This is a genomic window from Micromonospora lutea (assembly GCF_016863535.1).
Lineage (GTDB): Bacteria > Actinomycetota > Actinomycetes > Mycobacteriales > Micromonosporaceae > Micromonospora > Micromonospora lutea.
The window spans coordinates 40,133-60,910 of the sequence record NZ_BOPB01000011.1; the positions used below are offsets into that span (position 1 = coordinate 40,133).

At 71.5% G+C, this 20,778-nt stretch carries 17 protein-coding genes and 2 pseudogenes; 8 read left to right on the forward strand and 11 right to left on the reverse strand.

Translation table 11 applies throughout. From position 1 onward, the window contains the following. Positions 1 to 47 precede the first annotated feature (47 nt). From Vlu01_RS11680 to Vlu01_RS11690, 3 genes are all read right to left on the reverse strand, one after another. Complete coding sequence (locus Vlu01_RS11680; RefSeq protein ID WP_203997607.1) at positions 48 to 1,052, reverse strand: inorganic phosphate transporter; 1,005 nt, start codon at positions 1,050 to 1,052, stop codon at positions 48 to 50. Positions 1,053 to 1,056: 4 nt separating this feature from the next. Then, the gene (locus tag Vlu01_RS11685) at positions 1,057 to 1,683 is read right to left on the reverse strand and encodes a DUF47 domain-containing protein (protein ID WP_203997610.1); all 627 of its coding nucleotides are present in this window, start codon (positions 1,681 to 1,683) and stop codon (positions 1,057 to 1,059) included. A gap of 355 nt (positions 1,684 to 2,038) precedes the next feature. Then, positions 2,039 to 2,545 carry a DUF402 domain-containing protein gene (locus tag Vlu01_RS11690; RefSeq protein ID WP_203997613.1) on the reverse strand — a complete coding sequence of 169 codons (507 nt, stop codon included), beginning with the start codon at positions 2,543 to 2,545 and terminating at the stop codon, positions 2,039 to 2,041. Positions 2,546 to 2,682: 137 nt separating this feature from the next. On the opposite strand from Vlu01_RS11690, the pseudogene Vlu01_RS27930 reads away from it, so the two are divergent. Together Vlu01_RS27930 and Vlu01_RS27935 are read left to right on the forward strand one after the other, a co-directional pair. Next, positions 2,683 to 4,035: pseudogene (locus tag Vlu01_RS27930) on the forward strand (ATP-dependent DNA helicase); the annotation flags it as partial. Between the two features lie 108 nt (positions 4,036 to 4,143). Beyond that, positions 4,144 to 4,827 (forward strand): annotated as a pseudogene (locus Vlu01_RS27935) (ATP-dependent DNA helicase); the annotation flags it as partial. A 22-nt stretch (positions 4,828 to 4,849) separates the two neighbouring features. Here the strand turns inward: Vlu01_RS27935 and Vlu01_RS11700 are convergent. After that, the gene (locus Vlu01_RS11700) at positions 4,850 to 6,241 is read right to left on the reverse strand and encodes an AI-2E family transporter (protein ID WP_203998225.1); all 1,392 of its coding nucleotides are present in this window, start codon (positions 6,239 to 6,241) and stop codon (positions 4,850 to 4,852) included. Positions 6,242 to 6,315: 74 nt separating this feature from the next. Between Vlu01_RS11700 and Vlu01_RS11705 the strand changes: the two genes are divergently transcribed. Then, complete coding sequence (locus Vlu01_RS11705) at positions 6,316 to 6,654, forward strand: GroES family chaperonin (protein ID WP_203997620.1); 339 nt, start codon at positions 6,316 to 6,318, stop codon at positions 6,652 to 6,654. Positions 6,655 to 6,803: 149 nt separating this feature from the next. Continuing rightward, complete coding sequence (locus tag Vlu01_RS11710) at positions 6,804 to 6,971, forward strand: hypothetical protein (RefSeq protein WP_203997622.1); 168 nt, start codon at positions 6,804 to 6,806, stop codon at positions 6,969 to 6,971. A 37-nt stretch (positions 6,972 to 7,008) separates the two neighbouring features. Here the strand turns inward: Vlu01_RS11710 and Vlu01_RS11715 are convergent, their stop codons facing one another. Continuing rightward, complete coding sequence (locus Vlu01_RS11715) at positions 7,009 to 8,508, reverse strand: PrsW family intramembrane metalloprotease (RefSeq protein ID WP_203997626.1); 1,500 nt, start codon at positions 8,506 to 8,508, stop codon at positions 7,009 to 7,011. A 15-nt stretch (positions 8,509 to 8,523) separates the two neighbouring features. Further along, positions 8,524 to 9,717 (reverse strand): FUSC family protein, encoded by a 1,194-nt coding sequence (locus tag Vlu01_RS11720; protein ID WP_239095849.1) that lies wholly within the window; start codon positions 9,715 to 9,717, stop codon positions 8,524 to 8,526. Between the two features lie 178 nt (positions 9,718 to 9,895). Here Vlu01_RS11720 and Vlu01_RS11725 point away from each other — a divergent pair, with 178 nt between their 5' ends. Then, positions 9,896 to 10,534, forward strand: a complete 639-nt coding sequence (locus Vlu01_RS11725) for an HD domain-containing protein (RefSeq protein WP_203997633.1) — start codon at positions 9,896 to 9,898, stop codon at positions 10,532 to 10,534. A 6-nt stretch (positions 10,535 to 10,540) separates the two neighbouring features. Here Vlu01_RS11725 and Vlu01_RS11730 read toward each other — a convergent pair whose 3' ends face one another. Continuing rightward, entirely contained in the window at positions 10,541 to 10,894 is a 354-nt protein-coding gene (locus Vlu01_RS11730; RefSeq protein ID WP_203997636.1) for a DUF4031 domain-containing protein, read from the reverse strand. A 67-nt stretch (positions 10,895 to 10,961) separates the two neighbouring features. Here Vlu01_RS11730 and Vlu01_RS11735 point away from each other — a divergent pair, with 67 nt between their 5' ends. Further along, entirely contained in the window at positions 10,962 to 12,362 is a 1,401-nt protein-coding gene (locus Vlu01_RS11735) for an FAD-binding oxidoreductase (RefSeq protein ID WP_203997640.1), read from the forward strand. A 6-nt stretch (positions 12,363 to 12,368) separates the two neighbouring features. Here the strand turns inward: Vlu01_RS11735 and Vlu01_RS11740 are convergent, their stop codons facing one another. After that, positions 12,369 to 12,893 (reverse strand): hypothetical protein, encoded by a 525-nt coding sequence (locus Vlu01_RS11740; protein WP_203997643.1) that lies wholly within the window; start codon positions 12,891 to 12,893, stop codon positions 12,369 to 12,371. Between the two features lie 86 nt (positions 12,894 to 12,979). Further along, on the reverse strand, positions 12,980 to 14,803 hold the full coding sequence (locus tag Vlu01_RS11745; protein WP_203997648.1) for a glycerol-3-phosphate dehydrogenase/oxidase: 1,824 nt from the start codon (positions 14,801 to 14,803) through the stop codon (positions 12,980 to 12,982). 110 nt (positions 14,804 to 14,913) lie between these two features. Here Vlu01_RS11745 and Vlu01_RS11750 point away from each other — a divergent pair, with 110 nt between their 5' ends. Together Vlu01_RS11750 and Vlu01_RS27785 are read left to right on the forward strand one after the other, a co-directional pair. Beyond that, the gene (locus Vlu01_RS11750; RefSeq protein WP_203997651.1) at positions 14,914 to 17,382 is read left to right on the forward strand and encodes a S8 family serine peptidase; all 2,469 of its coding nucleotides are present in this window, start codon (positions 14,914 to 14,916) and stop codon (positions 17,380 to 17,382) included. A 150-nt stretch (positions 17,383 to 17,532) separates the two neighbouring features. Continuing rightward, positions 17,533 to 17,664 (forward strand): hypothetical protein, encoded by a 132-nt coding sequence (locus tag Vlu01_RS27785; protein ID WP_275409317.1) that lies wholly within the window; start codon positions 17,533 to 17,535, stop codon positions 17,662 to 17,664. 98 nt (positions 17,665 to 17,762) lie between these two features. Here Vlu01_RS27785 and groL read toward each other — a convergent pair whose 3' ends face one another. Further along, complete coding sequence (gene groL / locus Vlu01_RS11755; protein WP_164448544.1) at positions 17,763 to 19,385, reverse strand: chaperonin GroEL; 1,623 nt, start codon at positions 19,383 to 19,385, stop codon at positions 17,763 to 17,765. 275 nt (positions 19,386 to 19,660) lie between these two features. Continuing rightward, entirely contained in the window at positions 19,661 to 20,578 is a 918-nt protein-coding gene (locus Vlu01_RS11760) for a hypothetical protein (RefSeq protein WP_203997654.1), read from the reverse strand. Positions 20,579 to 20,778: the final 200 nt, after the last annotated feature.

Below are 20,778 nucleotides of genomic sequence, written 5' to 3' on the forward strand. Positions count from 1 at the left end.
GCCGGTCGAGGGGCCCGGGACATCGGGGCCCCTCGACACAGCTCAGCTCAGCTGAACAGCGGGCGGGCCAGGAAGTACATCAGCGCACCGATCGAGCCGGCGGCGGGGAAGGTCAGGATCCAGGCGCCGACGATGTTGCCGGCCACGCCCCACCGCACGGCGGAGAGCCGCTTGGTGGCACCGACACCCATGATCGCCGAGGTGATCGTGTGGGTGGTCGAGATCGGGGCGCCGAGCACCAGGGCGTTGAAGTAGAGCACGCCGCTGGCCACGGTCTCGGCCGCGAAACCCTCCGGCGGACGCAGGTCGATGATCTTCCGCCCAAGCGTCCGGATGATCCGCCAGCCACCGGCGTAGGTGCCGGCCGCCAGCACCGCCGCCGAGGTCCAGAACGCCCACTCCGGGATGTAGGTCGCGTCGTCCTGGAAGCCACCGACGTAGAGAGCCAGCACCACGATGCCGATGGTCTTGGCGGCGTCCTGCATGCCGTGGCCGACCGACATGGCCGCCGCCGAGGCGGTCTGGGCCCAGCGGAAGCCACGGTTCAACTTGCCCGGTTGCCCGTTGCGGAAGATCCACTGCACCGCGATCATCACGATGTAGCCGAGGAGGAAACCGACCATCGGCGACAGGATCATCGGGATGATCACGCTTTCGCCGATGCCGGTCCAGAGCACGGTGCCGGAGGCGGCGACGGTCGAGCCGACCAGACCACCGATCAGCGCGTGCGAGGACGACGAGGGCAGGCCGAAGTACCAGGTGATGATGTTCCAGGTGATCGCGCCGATCACCCCGGCGAAGACGATGCCGAGGCTGGGGATGCCGGTCGGCAGCTCGACCAGGCCGCTACCGACGGTCTTGGCCACCTCGGCGCCGAAGTGCGCGCCGATGAAGTTGCCGACCGCCGCCATGGCCAGGGCCACCCGGGGTGTCAGCGCCCGGGTGGAGATGCTGGTCGCGATCGCGTTCGCGGCATCGTGGAAGCCGTTGGTGTAGTCGAACACCAGGGCCACCCCGATCACCGCCAGCACGGCGATGAGCTCGGGACTCACAGGCTCAGGACTCCTTGACCGCGATGGTCTCGACGGTGTTGGCCACGTGCTCGAAGGAGTCGCAGGCGGCCTCAAGCTCGTCGGCGACCTCCTTCATCTTCAGCACGGTCAACGCGTCGTACTCGCCGGAGAAGAGGCGTACCAGCAGCATCCGGTAGGCCTGGTCGCCGTGGTTCTCCAGCCGGTTGATCTCGATCCAGTAGTCCTCAAGATCCTTCATCGACTTCAGCCGGGGCATCGCGTCGGCGGTCAGCTTCGCCTGCTGGTCGAGCACGTGCACCAGCTCGTGCATCTCCCGAGGCAGCGACGGCAGCTTGGTCAGCCCGTAGAGGTAGAGCAGGTTGCCCACCGCCTCCAGGTGGTCCATCACGTCGTCCAGCAGCGAGCCGAGCCGATAGATGTCCTCGCGGTCGAAGGGGGTGACGAAGGTGGAGTTGATCTTCTTGTACAAGTCGTGGGTGATCTGGTCACTGTCGTGCTCCACCTCGGTGAGCCGCTCGCTCACCGACTGCACCTCGACGTCAGGCAGGGACAACTCGTTGAGCAGCTCGGTACCCCGGACCAGATTCTGCGCAGCCCTGGTGAAGAGCTCGTAGAAAGCGCCCTCGTTGGGGCGGAAGGAAAACCTCACAGCACGGACCTCGTCGTGTCGGGTGAAAGGGGTGGCAGCCCGCCGCTCCGGCGCCCTGCTGAGGGAATGCTAGGGAACCGTCGGGCCGACCTTTCGCCGGCCCACCTCTGGCCAGCGAGCATTCACCGACCGTTCAACTTCCGTTCACCTTCACCGGCCCCGTGGCTCCCAACTGCCGCTCCTGTCCCCGCTCATGGAGCCGGCTGGGCATACCCCGAATCACGAGTGTCGAACATCTCACCGACCAGGTGCGGTACCGCGGTCCCACGGCCCGTGCCGTCCGATCGCACCAGCTGCCACGCACGACCCGGGCCGGCGACCGCCATGCCCGCGCCCGTCGTCCGGTGGGCAGCGGTCAGACCACCAGGGCCAACCACTTACGGTACGAGGTGGCGAAGGGTTCCGTGCCGTCGCCGAGTGCGCCGAGCAGCCAACGCGCCGCCGCTTCGGCCTCCACCACCACGTCGTCGGGGTATCCGAAACGCGCCCGGTGCTCGGCGAACTCGTCCTCGTCGCGCAGCTCGACCAGGCCGGTCTCGCGACGCCGGACCACGTCCAGGTCGAGGTCGATCAGATGGACGGTGTCCTCGCCCTCCCAGCGGGCCGGGCTGGTGATGTCGCAGTAGACCTCGCTGGTGCGGGGCGGCGGATTGAACATGCCCGTCCACCAGGCGTGGTGCGGCACCAACAGCACGAAGGGAATCTGCTCCACCGAGGGCCGGCCGTGGTAGACCGAGCTGGTGCCGGCCGACACGCCGAGCCAGATGCCGAGGTCGTCCTCCGCCAACCGACGGGCCGGGTAGTCACGGTGGGCGCTGCCGTCGAACTTGCGGTAGATCACACGGATCACGTCGCTCGGCATGAGTCGCACACTAGCCGATTCCGCCCACGCGTCGCCGTCGGGAAGTTACCGGACGCAGTGGCGTCATCTCCGCTCGCCGCGGCCACGACACGGCTGCGCGTACTGACCACGTCCGCCCCGACGGGTACCGTGCCACGGTGACTCCGCCCCGCAGCGCCACCGGCATCACCCGCGACAGGACCCGCCGGCGGGGCGACCGGCCGGGTGTCGCCGAGCTGTTGGCCGCCGCCGTCGGGGCGGTGCCCGGCGGTACGGCTCGTCCGGGTCAGCAGCGGATGGCGACGGCGATCGAGGAGTGCGTCAGCACCGGGGACCACCTGCTGGTGCAGGCTGGCACGGGCACCGGCAAGTCCCTGGCGTACCTCGCTCCGGCATTGACCGTGGACGGCCCCGTGGTGGTCTCCACCGCCACCCTCGCGTTGCAGTCCCAACTGGTGGAGCACGACCTGCCCCGGTTGGCCGACGCCGTCGAGCCACTGCTCGGGCGACGCCCCACGTTCGCCGTGCTCAAGGGCCGGCACCACTACCTCTGCCTGGCCCGGCTGGAGAACTCCACGGCGGACGAACCGGAGGACACCCTCTTCGACGCCCCGGCCGAGCGCCCCGGCGGTACCCGCTGGCTCGGTGAGGCCGGCCGGTTGGGCAAGCAGATCCAGCGCCTGCGGGACTGGGCCCTGGACACCGACACCGGTGACCGCGACGAGTTGGACCCGGGCGTCGACGACCAGACCTGGCGACTGGCCTCCATGCCGGCCCGCGAGTGCGTCGGCGCCGCCCGCTGCCCGTACGGCGCGGAGTGCTTCGCCGAGGCGTCCCGGGCCCGCGCCCGGGAGGCGGACATCGTGGTGACGAATCACAGCCTGCTCGCGGTCGACATGCTCGCCGGCCGGCACATCGTCCCGCCCCACCGGCTGTTGGTCGTCGACGAGGCCCACGAACTGGCTGACCGGGTCTCCTCGGCGGCCCAGGCGGAGCTGACCCCGGAGCTGATCGACCGGTCCGCCCGGCGGGCCCGCCCGCTGCTGCGTCCAGAGACGGCCGAGGCGTTGACCGCGTCCGGCGACGCCCTGGCGGTCGGGCTGGCCGAGGCACCGGTCGGGCGGATCACCAGCGGGCTGCCCGGCCCGCTGCGGGAGGCCTGCACGCTGCTGGACGCCGCCACCCGCACCGCCCTGGACAGCATCGGCGACGTCAAGGCCGACGATCCCGACCCGGTACGCAAGCAGCAGGCCAAATCCGTCCTCGACGAGCTGTCCACCACCGCCCAGCGGTTGCTGGAGGAAGCCGAGCACGACGTGGCCTGGGTGGAACGCAACGACGTCACCGGGCGGCGGGCGCTGGTGGTGGCACCGCTCTCGGTGGCCGGCACCCTCGCCACCCACCTCTACGACGAGCGGACCGTGGTGGCCACCTCGGCCACGCTCGCGCTGGGAGGTCGGTTCGACACGGTCGCCCGGGCCCTGGGACTCGACTCGCCCCCCGCCAGCCCGCCGTCGCCGGCCGCCGCCGCACTCGCCGAGACCACCCGGCGGCCGTCCGGGTCGGACGCTTCGGCGGGGGGTACCGCACCGCCCCGGGCAGACGACGAGGACGGGTTGACCGACTCCGGGCTCGGGTGGCGTTCGCTCGACGTCGGCTCGCCGTTCGACTACCCCCGCCAGGGCATCCTCTACGTGGCCGCCCACCTGCCCCGCCCCGGAGCCTCCGGGCTGCCCGAGGCCGCCGGGGAGGAACTGATCGCACTGGTCACCGCGCTCGGTGGGCGTACGCTCGGGCTCTTCTCCTCCCGGCGGGCCGCGCAGCAGGCCGCGGAGTTGCTGCGCGCCCGGACCGACCTGCCGGTGCTGCTCCAGGGTGAGGAGGCGCTGCCGCTGCTGGTCCGACGCTTCCGGGAGGAACGGTCGAGCTGCCTGTTCGGGGTGATGTCACTGTGGCAGGGCGTCGACGTCCCGGGGGATTCGTGCCAGCTGGTGGTGATCGACCGGCTCCCCTTTCCTCGCCCCGACGAACCACTCGCCGCGGCCCGGGCGGCGGCCGTCGACGCACAGGGCGGCTCGGGCTTCGCGGCGGTGAGCGTCCCGATCGCGGCGGTCCGGCTGGCGCAGGGCGTGGGCCGACTGATCCGGGCCAACGGTGACCGGGGCGTGGTGGCGGTGCTCGACTCCCGGCTGGAGACGGCTCGCAGCTACGGCTCGTTCCTGCGCCGCTCGCTGCCCCCGTTCTGGTACACGACCCGCCCGGAGGTGGCCCGGGGCGCGCTGACCCGTCTCGGGGCGAGCTGAGCGGTCCGGTCGGCCACTGAGGTCAGGGCGCTCGGGAGGCGACGACGACGGCGTCCGGCGGGGTGTCCGGGACACTCCGGGCGGCGAGCCGGCGTATCGCCGTGTTGAGCACCGCGATGATGGGCACCGCGACCAACGCGCCGGTGATCCCGGCGAGCACCACACCGGCCGCCAGACCGATGATCACTGCGAGCGGGTGGATGGCCACCGCCCTGCCCATGATCAACGGCTGGAGAATGTGCCCCTCCACCTGCTGCACGCCGATCACCACGCCAAGGATGATCAACGCGGTCACCGGGCCGCTGTCGACCAGCGCCACCAGCACCGCCACGCCGCCGGAGAGGGTCGCACCGACGATCGGGATGAACGCGCCGAGGAACACCAGGGCGGCCAGCGGGAAGGCGAACGGAATGTCGAAGATCACCAGGAAGATGCCGATGCCGACGGCGTCGATGAAGGCGACCAGCACCGTCGCCCGGACGTAGGCGACCAGCGTCGCCCAGGCTGCCCGGCCGGCGTCGTCGACCTTCCACCGCGCGGCTACGGGCAGCAGCCGGACCAGAAAACGCCAGATCATGCTGCCGTCGCGCAGGAAGAAGAAGGTGGCGAAGAGGACCAGCACGGTGCCGGTCAGCACCTCGGCCAGGGTCGCTGCAGTGGAGAGGGCACCGCTGGTGAACCGCTCGGTGTTGTTGTTGACCCACTGCTGGGTCTCCTCGATGTACCGGTCGAGGTCGTTGTCCGACAGGTGCAGCGGCCCGGTCTTGAGCCACTCCTGGATCTGCTGCAGACCCTGGGTCGACTTCGCGGTCAGTTCCGGAACGCCCTTGATGAACTCGTTGACCACCAGGGTGAGCGTGCCGATCACCGCGGCCAGCCCGGCGACCAGTACCACCGCGGTCGCCAAGGACCTCGGCAGACGGCCCTGTAACAGCCAGCCGACCGCAGGTGCCAGCAGCGCCGACAGCAACAGCGCCACGGCCAACGGAATGATCACGATGCTGATCGTGCCGACGAGCTTCAGCAGCGCCCAGAAGACGATGCCGATCACGATCAGTCGCCAGCACCAGGCGGCGGCGATCCGCAGCGCGTGGGGCACGTCGGCGTCGTCGCGACTGGAGGTGGAGTTGTGCACCGGCGCGGGCGTATCGGCACCGACCACGGTCGCCGCCGGCGCTGCCGCCGGTCCAGGGCTCGACGGTGAGGCCACCCCGGCCGACTCCGCCACGTCGGGGGGCGTCTGGCGGCCCGCTCGGACCGATTCCCGGCCCGACTCGTACGCGCGACGCAGCCGTCCGCGTATCCGCTCGAAGCGGCTCAAGCGCACCTCCCGGCAGAATTGGCCTGCGCCCTGCGTCAGGTCGGACAGGATACGCCCGACCAGCCAACGGTAGGACGAATTCGCCACCCACAGTGCCCCGCCCGGGAACGCGCTAACCCGATGACCACCGACGGTCGGCGAGGAACCGACACGGTAGCGTCTGCGACGTGACCGCCGACCCGAACATCGACACTGGCCTGCCCATCCGGCTGCTGCACGACCGCGTGCTGGTGCGGACGGAGGGTAGCGACGGAGAGCGGCGCTCCAGCGCCGGCATCGTGATTCCCGCTACCGCGGCCGTGGGCAAGCGCCTGGCGTGGGCCACCGCGGTTGGCGTCGGCCCGAACGTGCGCTCCATCGTCTCCGGCGACCGGGTGCTCTTCGACCCCGACGACCGCTCCGAGGTCGAGCTGCACGGCCGAGGCTACGTGCTGCTGCGTGAACGCGACGTGCACGCGGTGGCCGCCGAACGGATCGAGGAGAACGCGACCGGCCTGTACCTCTGAACGATCGGTCGGCAACGCCACCGAGGCGGAGGTGTTCCGACCGCCGCTGAGCGGTGCACGGCGGTTCCCGCAGCCCCCGGCCGGCCAACGCGCCGTTTGCCGCGCTCCCCGACGGGAAGCCAGCCGCACCACCGGCCTGGGGAGGGACGATGCCGGTATTCGTGAAGAAGGTGCTGGCCTGGGGAAGCCTCGCGTTTCTGATCTACTTCATGGCGTTCCGGCCGGAGGGCGCCGCACAGATGTTCAAGGCGATCGGTGCGGCGCTGATGATGATGGCCCAGGGGCTTGGGGATTTCCTCACCGGTTTGATGACCTGAAGAGCCGCCGCCCGGCCGGTCAACGGACCGGCGGCGGTCAGCGGTGGCCCGGAGGCCAGGGGCCGGGACGTGGCCCGTACCAGCCGGGATGGCCGTAGCCAGCGGGGAAGGCGGGCGGAGGCGGCGGAGGCGGCGGGGTGAGCACCACCGGAATCGGGACCACCGGCTCCTCGGGTGCCTCCACCGCCCGCTGCGAACCGTCCGGGAAGCGCAGGTGGTAGCGGTGCCCGTCCCAGACTCCGACCGGCGACTGCGGGTCGCGGCCCACGAAGTACGACCGGTACACGACGATGGAGTGCAGCAACTCCTGTTCCTCCCTGGCCGTCCGCTCCCGGTCGACAGGGCGGCGGTCCAGACCCCGCGTCGCGCCGTCACGCAGCAGCGCCAACCGGGTCGCCGCGAACTGGTAGCCGCGCATCGCCCGTAGACCGGCGTCGCCGGCCACCCGTCGGGCCCACACCCGGGCCGCGTGTCGTCGGCCGAGGCTGCTCAACGCGGCCACCTCCGGTGGCGTGAGCCAGCCGGCCCGGACGTAGTCCGGAAGCACCCGCTCGGTGAGCCGTCCCTCCCAGGCCCGCAGCCACACGGCCAGACCGACCATGCCGAAGAAGATCGGCACCATCACGCCGACGAAGCCGAAGAGTGAGATCAGTACCTCGCCGGTGGCCTGGGTCAGCGTCGGCAGCAGGTTCCACGCCCCGTGCAGCATCATCGCCAACAGCAGACCGGCGAGCGGGGCCAGGAACCGGACCCGCCGATCCGCCGACCGCGCCGCGATGCCGAGCCCGATACCGGCCATCGAGGTGAACAACGGGTGGGCGAACCCGAAGAGCAGAATCCGGACGATGAAGATGGCGATGACCTGCTGCGCCCCGGTCGCCGGCCCGTACTGCTCAACGCCCGAGGCGTATCCGTGCCCGCCCAGGTAGAGGATGTTCTCCACCATCGCGAAGCCGATCGCGGAGAGCCCGCAGTAGACGAGACCGTCGGTGATGCCCGACCACTCCCGCCGGCGGAACACCAGCAGCAGGATCGGTCCCAGGGTCTTGGTCAGTTCCTCGATGAAGGGCGCGACCAGGACGGCGGTGAGCGCGACGGGCAGCCCCTGGTCCTCGAACCAGCCGGCCGCCGTCTCGTTCACCCTCAGCGACGCCGCGGTGGAGACGAAGGCACCCCAGGCGAAGCAGAAGACGAGGTACTTCAGCGGCTCGGGTTCGTAACGGTCGAGCCAGAGGAAACAGGCCACCAGCACCGGAACCGGCAGCACCGCCGCGGCGGCACCGACCAGCAACGCCTCCGAGCCGAGGCTGGTGCCGAGCGTGAAGAGCATGAAGATCGCGCAGGCCGCGATCAGGATGATCACCCCGATCAGCACCAGCGCCCGCCGCCAGCTGAGCCGGCGTCGTGGCATTCCGGGTCCGCCGTCACCCGCGCCTGGTACGGCGGGCGCGGGCGGCGACGGCGGTAGAGCTCCGCCGGACGGGGTGACGGCCATGTGGTCAGCGTAGTCAAGCGTGGCCCGTCGGCTCGGGCGCATGGCCGCTCCGGGAAATCAGCCAACCGGGGGCGCGGTGGGGCGTTGCACGGCCGGTTCCGGTCCGGCCGGCGCCCCGGGCCCGTCCAGCGCACCGAAGGAGCGCCGCACCAGCTGGTTCGCCTCCTCCTGACTGATGCCAGAGGCCACCAGAAGGTCACTGGCGGTGGTACGCACCTGGGCCACCACCACGCTGCCGGAGAACCCGACCCCGTCGCCGTACGCCCGGCCGGCCTCGCTGACCGCGCGCAGCGACCGCTCCCGGGCCTGTTCGGGCTCCTCGCCCTGGGAGAACTCCTTCTGCAGCAGGCGTACCGACTCGGCCAGATGCCCGACCGCGTCCGGCATCGGTCCCGGGACCGGCTCGTCATCCTCCACCAGGGTCACCGCGCGCCGGATCAGGGTTCCGCTGTTGCGCATCGCCCGGTCGATCGGGTCGGCCGCCTCCGCGTAGTGGGTGAGTTCGCTGCGGCGGTGCCATCGGGCCGGGGAGAGCAGCGCCGTCTCCTTGGCGCCCTCGATCGCCTCGGAGAAGGTGGCCAGCTCCTCCTTGTTGTCGCGCAACCGGTGCAGCGCGCCCTGGATCTTCTCCCGGTCCCGCTCGCGGAGTCCGTCCGCGGCGGCGTCGAGCTGATCGGCGAGCAGGTCCAGCGCCGGTCTGGCCGCTCGGTTGAGCACCCGTAGCGGGTTCAGCGGCAGCAGGATCGCGGTGACCAGCAGGGCGATACTGCCGCCGACCAGTGCGTCGATGAACCGGGGTATCTCCAGGTCCTCCACTGACGGACTGAGCGTCACGATCAGCACTGCGGTGGCTGCGGCCTGGATGAGGATGGCGACGCTGCCGCCGGCGAAAACGGTCAGCACGATGGCGGAGGTGACCACGAGTGCGAGCTGCCACGGCCCGGTGCCCAGGAAGTAGACCAGCAGATCACCCACGAACACCCCGACACCGACCCCGAGAATCAGCTCCACCGTCCGGCGGAACCGCTGTCCCACCGAGACGGCCAGGGTGCCGACGGCGGAGATCGGGGCGAAGACCGGCTGCGGGTTGCCCAGCAGCTCGTGCGCGGCTATCCAGGCCAGCCCGGCCGCCAGTCCCGCCTGGGCGGCCAAGCCGAGCGACAGGCGCACCCGGTGCAGTCGATCGCGCAGGGTGGCCTTTCCCCGGTGGTGCAACTGCGCCACCGTCTCGGCGATTCGGGCTGTGTCCATGTCGGACCAGCCGTTGCGCGCGCCTTCGCGGCGCCGCAGCCGAGACAGTCCGTTCCGGGCCGCCGCCATGGCCGGGACTACCCGAGTTACGCCCGGACATTCCCGCCGAAGCGGTACATCCACCCGGCCGGGCGGTAGCAGTTCCCGGCACCTCACCGGATGGGGCAGACTCGACCGGATGACGGCGCTGATCGAACGATGGCGCACCGCCGCCCGCGCGGCCGGAGCGGCCGACCCGGCGTCGATCGACGCCGCCGGCACCGAGTTGCGCGAACGGTGGAAGGAGCCGCACCGGCACTACCACACGCTCACCCACCTGGTCGCCATGCTGGACGTGATCGACAGGTACGCCGCGACCGCGCCGTGCCCCGATCTGGTCCGACTCGCCGCCTGGTGTCACGACGCGGTGTACGACCCGCGCGCGTCCGGCGACCGGAACGAACGCGACAGCGCCGCGCTCGCCGACGCCCTGCTCAGCCGGCTGGGGCTGCCCACCGCCGAGGTGGCCGAGGTGAATCGGCTGGTCCTGCTCACCGCCGGGCACGCGGTGGATCCGTCAGACGCCGACGGGGCGCTGCTCTGCGACGCCGACCTGGCCGTGCTGGCCGCACCAGCACCGGAGTACGACCGGTACGCCGCAGCGATCCGTCAGGAGTACGCCCACGTACCCGAGCCGGACTACCGGGCCGGCCGTGCCCGGGTGCTCTCCGGCCTGCTCGCCCTACCCACCCTGTACCGCATCCCCGCCTTGGCCGCCCGCTGGACCCACCCCGCCCACCGCAACCTAGCCCGCGAACTCGCCACCCTCTCCCCCTGACAGTGATCATGCAGTTGTGGCAGGAGTTATGAGCCTTTTGTCCACGTTGTCAGGTGCCACAACTGCATGATCGGCGGGGAGTGGGGTGGGGTGGGGGGTGGGCGAGAGGTGTTTGGGGCGACGGAGGTTGGCGGCGCGGAGCAGACCGACGATGTGACGGCTGGACACGACCTGTGCGCCCAGCCAGACCGCCACCGGGAAACGCTCCGCAGGGATGTCGTAGTGGTCCCGGTCGAAGCCCCTCCGGGGAGCGCCCAGCATCTCGGCGAAGGCGTGCAGTTCGGCGAGGGAGACGTCACTGATCAGATGCGACCAGAGGCGGCCACGCCCCGGCCAGGACGGCCGGTCCAGGTAGATCACGGCAGCCACCGTACCGGGTGCCAGCCAGGGTTGATGATCACCAGCGGCCGGCCGTAGCCTCGGCCGCATGGCCACCGCCCCGCTCCTCGACGACCTGCGTGCCGCCCTCGGGTCGGACGCGGTACTCACCGATCCGGACCTGCTGCGCGGGTACGAGCGGGACGAGGCCGACCTCTGCGCCTCGGCGACGCCCCTGGTGGTGACCAGGCCACGCAGCACCGAAGAGGTCGTCGCGGTGGTCCGGGCAGCCGGACGGCACGGCGCACCCGTGGTGCCGCAGGGCGCGCGCACCGGGCTGGCGGGCGCGGCGAACGCCGTTGACGGCGCAGTGGTGATCAGCACCACCGCGATGGACGCGATCCTGGAGATCGACCCGGTGAGTCGGATCGCGGTCGTCCAGCCGGGGGTGGTCAACGCCGCGCTCACCGCCGCGGTGGGTGAGCACGGTCTGTGGTATCCGCCGGACCCGGGCTCCTGGGAGTCGTCCACCATCGGCGGCAACGTCGCCACCAACGCGGGCGGCATGTGCTGCGTCAAGTACGGCGTGACCACCGAGTACGTGCTCGGCCTGGAGGTGGTGCTCGCCTCCGGCGAGGTGCTGCGCACCGGACGGCGTACCGCCAAGGGCGTGGCCGGCTACGACCTGACCCGGCTTTTTGTCGGCTCGGAGGGCACTCTCGGAGTGATCACCGAGGTGACCGTGGCGCTGCGGCCCGCTCCGGCGGAGTCGCTGACCCTGGTGGCCGTGTTCGGGTCGACGACGGCGGCGGGCGAGGCGGTGGCCCGGATCGCCGCCCAAGGGCTCTCCCCCAGCCTGCTGGAACTGCTCGACCGCACCCACCTGGTGGCGATCGAGGCGTACCGGCCGATGGGGTTGCGCACCGACGCCGAGGCACTGCTGCTGGCCGCCGCCGACACCGGCCCCCGGGCGGCGGCGGACCTGGCCGAACTCGCCGCAGTTTGCGAGGCGGCCGGCGCCGAGGAGGTGTACGCGGCGAGCGACGCCGTGGAGGCCGCCGCGCTGTTGCAGGCCCGCCGGTTGGCCCACTCAGCCATGGAGAAGTACGCCGCGGACGCGTACCCGGGCGGCAACGGTGGCCTGATCATCGATGACCTGGCGGTGCCCCGGGGAGCGCTCGCCGCCCTGCTCGACGGGGTGACCCGGATCGCCGCCGAATGCCAGGTGCCGGTCGGCGTGGTCGGTCATGCCGGTGACGGCAACATGCACCCCAACATCGTGGTCGACCGAGCTGATCCGGTGAGCCTGGAGCGCGGCCGGCGGGCCTTCGACGAGATCATGCGGTTGGGGCTGGACCTGGGTGGCACGTGCACCGGTGAGCACGGCGTCGGCCTGCTCAAACGGGAGTGGCTGGCTCGGGAGATCGGTCCGGTGGGGGTACGGGTGCACCAGGCGATCAAGGCGGCGCTGGACCCGACCGGCCTGCTCAACCCCGGAAAGGTGCTCTGACCTGACCTACCCGACCATTTCGGCGGGCGTGTTCTGGGTGAGCAGCAGCAGGATCTCCTCGGCCACCGGCGGCCGCTCCTCGCCCGGGCAGTCCTGCGAGGTGATCAGGCCGGCCGCGGTCAGCAGGCTGGAGGTGAGAGCGCCGACGCAGCTGACCCGGTAGCCACGGGCCTCATCGGTCTCCCGGACCAGCTCCGGCTCGGCCAGGAGCTGTTGCAGACGCTCTCGCTGCTCCTCGCTCAACGCGCCGGTCGAGGTGACCCCGTCACCGGCACAGTCGATGCACTCCCAACGCCCGTCCGGTTCCACGTTCAGGGTGCGCAGCGGACCATCCGGCCCGAGATTCTGCAGCAGGCTGACCCGTCCCTTTCCGGTGGTGGCGGCCCCCGCCCCGCCGGGCTGCCCGGCGGCCGAGGCGCCCGCGCCCGCGGGCGGTTCGGAACGATCACCGAAGGGCGCACAGCCGGTGAGGACGATCGCCAGCAGAACGGTGCCGGGGAGCGAGGCCAGTCGTGATCGGGAAAGCGCCATCACTCGCGGAACCTACCCCACCGTAGGTAGGGAACGTAACCCGTCGGATGGATATCCATGTCCGGCGATCTCCAGAGTAGAGCCCGTCAGCGGGCCAGACCCGCCGCGCCGTCGTCCGCGCCCCGATCTGCGGGGTAGCCCCGCACATCGGGCGCGCCGAGTCGCGCAGCGTCGGCGGTCGCGTCGTCCGGCATCTGCTGGGACTGCCGCTCGGCCTCCACCCGGGCCCGGTAGTGGGTCACCTCCCGGGTCCGTCGGGCCGCGTCCCAGCCCAGCACCGCACCCATCAGCTCCGCCGCGTGCTCGGCCGACTCCAGGCCCCGGTGTGCCGTCTCGAACGAGATCCGGGTACGCCGGGTCAGCACGTCCTCCAGGTGCAACGCCCCTTCGGCGCGGGCCGCGTACGTCACCTCGGCGGCGAGGTACTCCGGCGCACCGGCCAGCGGGGAGGCCAACAGCGGATCGGCGTCGATCAGGGCGAGCAGGTCGAGGGTGAGGCTGCCGTAGCGCTCCAGCAGGTGCTCGACCACGCCCACCGGCAACCCGTGACGGCGGGCCAGATCCGCCCGGTCCCGCCACATGGCCGTGTATCCGTCCGCGCCGAGCAGCGGCAGGTCGGCCGTGCGTGACACCCGCTGGCTCCCCAGCCGGCGCACCGCCCGGTCGACCACGTCGGCAGCCATCACCCGGTACGTCGTGTACTTGCCGCCGGCCACCAGCAGGAGCCCGAGCATCGGCTCGATGACGGCGTGCTCCCGGGAGAGCTTCGAGGTGGAGTCCGCCTCGCCGGCCAGCAGTGGACGCAGTCCGGCGTAGACCCCTTCGATGTCAGCGGTGGTCAGCGGGCGGTTCAGCACGGTGTTGACCTGCCGGAGCAGGTAGTCGATGTCGCTGGCGGAAGCCGCCGGGTGCGAGCGGTCCAGCCGCCAGTCGGTGTCGGTGGTGCCGATGATCCAGTGCCCACCCCAGGGAATGACGAACAGGACGCTGGTGGCCGTACGCAGGATGAGCCCGGCCTCACCGGTGATCGCCGAGCGGGGCACCACCAGGTGCACGCCCTTGGACGCCCGGACCCGGATCCCAGGCCGCAGCCCGACGTCGTTGAGCATCCGGGACATGTCGTCGGTCCAGACACCGGTGGCCGCGATGACCGTGCGGGCGCCCACCTCGAACTCGGCCTCGGGTGAGCCGGCGGGCGCCTCCAGGTCGCGGACCCGGACCCCGGTGACCTCTCGCGCCTGGCGGATCAGCCCGACCGCGCGGGCGCTACTCACCACGGTGACGCCGAGGCTGGCCGCGGTGCGGGCCAGGGTGACCACCAGGCGGGCGTCGTCGACCTGCCCGTCGTGGTAGCGGATCGCGCCGGCCAGGGCGTCGGAGCGCAGGCTCGGGAAGACGCGACGGGCACCCTCGCGGCTGAGGTGTCGGTGCAACGGCATGCCCCGGCCGCCGCCGAAGAGGCCGGCGAAGGCGTCGTACGCGGCCACTCCGGCACCGTAGTAGGCGCGACGCAGCAGGCGGGCGGGCAGGTCGCGGAGGCCCTGACCGGCGGGGAGCGGCACCAGGAACGGCACCGGCCGCACCAGGTGTGGCGCCAGCCGGGTGGCCAGCAGGCCGCGCTCGGTCAGTGCCTCGTGCACCAGGCTCAGCTCCAACTGCTCCAGGTAGCGCAGACCACCGTGGATCAGCTTGCTGGACCGGCTGGAGGTGCCGGCGGCGAAGTCGCGCGCCTCCACCAGAGCCACCTTCAGGCCCCGTGACGCGGCGTCGACGGCCGCTCCGGCGCCGGTCACCCCGCCCCCGATCACCAGCACGTCGAACCGCTCGGCACGCAACCGACGCAGGTCGGCGGCGCGGCGGGCGGGCGAGAGCTGCCCGGCAACGGACCGCAGAACGTTCGGATCACGCACCCGTCCACGTTAACCGTCCCGGCCCACCGCCGACACGCGCCGGCAACGGGCACCCGGTCAGCCGCCCGGCAGCCCCGTCCCGTTCGGTGCCGGAGTCGTACTGTGTGCGGATGCGGGCGGAACACACCACACCCGGCTCCACCGGTAGCCCCTGGGCGATCGTCGCGGCAGTTCTCGCCGGCTGTTGGACGGTCGCGGTCACGGTCCTGGCGCAGACCGGCGGCTGGGCCGTCGACCAGGTGGTGCTGATCGGCGGACTGGACCGGCTGGTGCCGCTCTGGCCGGTGGTCTGCCTGTTCACCGTGCTGCTGATCGCCGCTGCGGCGCTGCCGTTGGCCCTCGTTCCCCGCTCGTCGACGGTCCGTGTCACCGGCCGACTCTGGTTGGCCGGTGCGCTCGTGCTCGGTGTGCTGGGGCTGCTGCGGACGATCCCGCCGGTGCACCACGAGGCGTACCTCGCCGCGCTGGCCGTGGTGGCCGTGCTGCTGACGGTGGTGACGACCCGACTGCCGTCCCACGTCCTCGGCCCTGGCCGGCACGGCGGAATGCCCGAGCACACCGCCGGCGGGCCCAGGGACGATCCGGGCGCGAGGGCGACCGAGCAGGGTGGGCGTCCGGACGGGCATCCGTCGGTGGTGACTCTGCTCGCCGTGGCCGCCGGGCTCGCCCTGCTGCTGCCCTGGGTCTGGTTGGGCGCGCTCGGCGGGCTGGTGGAGACCGTTCTCGCCGGGCTGGGCGCGGCGGCGGTCGGCGCGCTGGCCGCCGCACTGCTCGGTGCCCGGTACTGGGCTCGTTTCGAGGTTGGCGAGCCCTCTCGACCGGCCCGCCTGGTGCTGGTGGGCGGGCTCGTCTCCGGGGTGGTGCTGCTGCTGGTGGGTGCCGGCGTCGGTCACTCCGGTGCGCAACTGCCGCTCCTGGTGACGCTACCGCCGGTTGGTTTCGTACTGGCCGCGCTGCGGGCCGTGGCTCGCCGTCCGGCCGGGGCGGGCGGTCCGGCGCCGACCGTCTGGCTGGTCGGGCTGGGCGTGTTCGGCCCGTTGGCCTTCACCGACCCGGAGGAGGTCAGCCTGCTGCTGGTCGGCACCCGGGACGTACCGTTCTGGGTGGCGGCCGCGACCGGTGCCGGACTCGCCGTCGCGGTGGTGCTGGCGATCGGCTACGGCCTGCTGCTGGCGCGCCGCTCGGCCCGCGCGCCCAGCCGGGTGCTCGCCGCGGCGAGCGCACTGACGCTGCTGGTCACGGTCGGCCTGGTCGGCACCACGGTCGGCCAGCCCGGGCTGCACGGGGAGCGGCTCTTCGTGCTGCTGCGGGAACAGGCGGACCTGAGCGGCGTGAGTGGCGGGCCGGGCCGGGCGGGCCGGGACGCCCGCGCCGGGGAGGTCTATCGGCGGCTGGTCGACACGGCCGACCGTACCCAGACCGAACTCCGGCGGGACCTGCGCCGGGCACGGCTGCCACACACCCCCTACTACCTGGTCAACGCGATCGAGGTGGAGGGCGGGCCGGCGGTACGGGCCTGGCTGTCCCGTCGGCCCGAGGTGGCCCGGGTACTGGTCAGCCAACGGCTGCGTCCGTTGCCGATGCCTGCCGACAGCGCCACCGGTAGCGCCCCGCCCCCGTCCGGTCCGCCGTGGAACATCACCATGCTCGGCGCGGACCGGGTCTGGTCCGAACTCGGCGTCACCGGTGCCGGGGTGACCGTGGGCAGTTCCGACTCGGGGGTGGACGGGCGGCATCCGACCCTGACCCAGGGTTTCCGCGGCGGCGACGACTCGTGGTTCGACCCCTGGAACGGCACCCGGGCACCGACCGATCGCAGCGGCCACGGCACCCACACGGTGGGCAGCGCGGTCGGGCGGGACGGCATCGGCGTCGCTCCCGGGGCGCAGTGGGTCGGCTGCGTCAACCTCGACCGCAATCTGGGGAACCCGGCCGCCTACCTCGACTGCCTCCAGTTCATGCTGGCGCCCTTCCCGCCCGGCGGTGACCCGTTCAGGCAGGGGCGGCCCGCCCGGGCGCCGGAGATTCTGACCAATTCCTGGGGCTGCCCACCGATCGAAGGCTGCGATCCTCGCGCGCTGCGACCGGCCACGGCAGCGTTGGAGGCCGCCGGGATCCTCGTCGTCGCGGCGGCCGGCAACACCGGCCCGTTCTGCGGATCCGTGCAGGACCCGCCCGCCCCGTACCCGGACGTGCTGACCGTCGGTGCGGTGGACGACCGGCGGCGGGTCACCGCCTTCTCCTCCCGTGGCCCTACGGCCACCGGGGCTGCGAAACCGGATCTGGTGGCGCCGGGTAAGGACGTCGTCTCGGCGATGCCCGGTGGCGGGTACGCCGTGCTCGACGGCACCTCGATGGCCACGCCGCAGGTGGCCGGCGTGGTCGCGTTGATGTGGTCGGCCAACCCGGAACTCGTCGGCGACCTGGACCGGACCCGGCGGATCCTGGCCGAGACAGCCGACCCGGTCGAGACCGATGCCGCGTCCCGGGACCAGACCGACGAGTGCGGCGGCGCGGCGAACATCGCCGGTGCCGGCCTGGTCAACGCGTACGCGGCCGTCTCGGCGGCCCGTAATTGATCGCCAAGAACCGATTTCACCCAACGTGAGCGAATCTCGCCCCGGGGTTATCCGACCGCTCCTGAACTGCTATCTTGCGGCTTCATGCACGGTCATTCATCCGGGGCGGCGGCTCCGCTTCCGCCATCGTCGACAGCTCGGTGGCGGGGCATGGCCCTACTGATCCTGCTGGGCGTCCCGGCCCTCGTCGTGGCGCTGTGCTGCGGGGTGGTGCACGTGGTCACCAGATCCGCCACCGACGACCCGTTCGGTCACCGCGGCGGCGTCACCGGGCCGCCCTGACCGGGTCGACGATGCCGGCGGCAGGGTGGATCACCACTGACACAGCGAAAGGGGCGGACCGCTGACGCGGCCCGCCCCTTTCGGCGTTGGAGCTGGACTCAGAAGTCCATGTCCCCGCCGCCCGGGCCAGCCGGGGCGGCCGGGGTCTTCTCCGGCTTGTCCGCCACGACGGCCTCGGTGGTGAGGAACAGCGCGGCGATCGACGAGGCGTTCTGCAGCGCCGAGCGGGTCACCTTGGCCGGGTCGATGATGCCCGCGGCCAGCAGGTCGACGTACTCGCCGGTCGCGGCGTTGAGGCCGTGACCCGAGTCGAGGTTGCGGACCCGCTCCACCACAACGCCGCCCTCAAGGCCGGCGTTCACGGCGATCTGCCGCAGCGGAGCGTCCAGCGCGATCTTGACGATCTGCGCGCCGGTCGCCTCGTCGCCGGCCAGGTCGAGCTTGTCGAAGGCGGTCTTGCCGGCCTGAACCAGCGCGACACCACCACCCGGGACGATGCCCTCCTCGACGGCGGCCTTGGCGTTGCGGACCGCGTCCTCGATGCGGTGCTTGCGCTCCTTGAGCTCGACCTCGGTGGCCGCGCCGACCTTGATCACCGCAACGCCACCGGCCAGCTTGGCCAGCCGCTCCTGCAGCTTCTCCCGGTCGTAGTCGGAGTCGCTCTTGTCGATCTCGGCCCGGATCTGGTTGACCCGGCCCTGGATCTGCTCGGCGTCGCCGGCACCGTCGACGATGGTGGTCTCGTCCTTGGTCACCACGACCTTACGGGCGCGGCCCAGCATGTCGAGGCTGACGGCGTCCAGCTTGAGGCCGACCTCCTCGCTGATGACCTGGCCACCGGTGAGGATGGCGATGTCGGTCAGCATGGCCTTGCGGCGGTCACCGAAGCCCGGCGCCTTGACGGCGACCGACTTGAAGGTGCCCCGGACCTTGTTGACCACCAGCGTGGCCAGCGCCTCGCCCTCCAGGTCCTCGGCGATGATCAGCAGCGGCTTGCCGCCCTGCATGACCTTCTCCAGGATCGGGAGCAGGTCCTTGACCGACGAGATCTTGCTGTTCGCGATCAGGATGTACGGGTCGTCGAAGACGGCCTCCATACGCTCCGGGTCGGTCATGAAGTAGGCCGAGATGTAGCCCTTGTCGAAGCGCATGCCCTCGGTGAGCTCCAGCTCCAGCCCGAAGGTGTTGCTCTCCTCGACGGTGATGACGCCTTCCTTGCCGACCTTGTCCATCGCCTCGGCGATGATCTCGCCGACGCTGGTGTCACCGGCGGAGATGGAGGCGGTGGAGGCGATCTGCTCCTTGGTCTCGACGTCCTTGGCGAGCTTCAGCAGCTCCTCAGAGACGTTGGCGACCGCAGCCTCGATGCCCCGCTTCAGGGCCATCGGGTTGGCACCGGCGGCCACGTTGCGCAGACCCTCGCGAACGAGTGCCTGGGCCAGGACGGTCGCCGTCGTCGTGCCGTCACCGGCGACGTCGTCGGTCTTCTTGGCGACCTCCTTGACCAGCTCAGCGCCGATCTTCTCGTAGGGGTCCTCGAGCTCGATCTCCTTGGCGATGCTCACACCATCGTTGGTGATGGTGGGGGCACCCCACTTCTTCTCGAGCACGACGTTGCGGCCCTTGGGGCCGAGGGTCACCTTCACGGCGTCGGCGAGCTGGTTCATGCCCCGCTCGAGGCCGCGGCGCGCCTCTTCGTCGAACGCGATCATCTTGGCCATACGGCGTTGTCCTCCTGGACACTCACGGGCCACCCGAGTGTGTGCCCCGGATGGGCCGTCTGGTGTACGCACCTTGGGACGTCACCACCTGGCGACGGCGACGTCTCCTCGGCCGGGCCGGATAGCCCGCGACGACCGGCCGCGTGCCCCACCCGTGGTTATGTCACGAGCGCGACCGCAGCCCCACCGTCCCGACCAGCTGGCACTCACGCCATGCGAGTGCCAATGACTTGTTTAGCACTCTGCCCTGCCGAGTGCAAGCACGATGGCTCGGTTCAGCCGAGTTCGGCAGCCAGTCGCGCGCTGTTCACCGGACCCTCGTGAGCTCGCTGCTCGGCATACGTGACGACGAAGCCGACCAGTTGCGCGAAGTAGGCCGGCAGGGCCAGCACGGCGAGCACCAGCACCATCGCGATGGCACCTACCGCCGTACCCAGCGAGGTCAGGGGCTGCGGCCCGAACAGCGGAACCGAGGCCTGATCCAGCAGGCTGGTCAACAGCAGGACACCAAGCGTGGCTCCCACTATCACCCCCACCCGACCGATCAGCAGACCCGTCCGGTTCCGGAACATCCGGTACGAACGACCGATCGGATCGGCACGCTCGAAGAGATACACCGGCCCGGTCATGCTGAGCACGAACGCGGCGGCGACGCCTGGCACGAAGCAGCAGAACAGGCCGATCGTGACGATGAAAGCGACCACCAGCGTCCAGCCCCACAGCGCGGGGGCCCGACGCACGCCGTAGTTCAGTGCGGTCGCGACATCGGCCGGCGCGCCGGCCGCCTGCCGGGTGATCACCCAACTACCGGCAGCCCAACCCGCGGCCTGCACCAGGCCGAGCAGGACGGTGGCGCCCAACAGCACGGCCAACATCGAGCCCAGGTCGGCCCAGTAGGCGGCGGGCAGAACCTCGCCGGCGGCTATCTCGTCCTCCCACTGCCCGGTCCGGTCGAACACGAGCAGCAGACCCGATATCAGCGCCCCGGGCACCACCTGGGTCAGCAGCAGGATCGGCAGCAGCTGACGCCAGCCCCTACGGCCCGCTTCGGTGAAGCGCGCGAACCAGCCGGCCATGCCGGCGCCGGGCGGATTGACCAGGGCGTCGGACGGGTCGAGACCGTGGCCGCCCGGGTGGTACCCACCGTAGGCCGGGTAACCCGGGTAACCCGGTTGGCCGGGGTACGGCATCATGCCGGCATAGGGCGGTTGAGCAGGATGACCCGGCGGCCCGTACGGCGGAGGAGTGGGCTGGTGCGGTGGACCGGCCCAACCTGCGGGCGGCCCCCAGCCACCCGGCGGCGAGGCGGACGGACCTGTCGGGGGCGGCTGGTCGGACATGAACCCTCCTCAGCAACGGCTGGATCGGTCCATGATCTTCCCTCGTGGGGCAC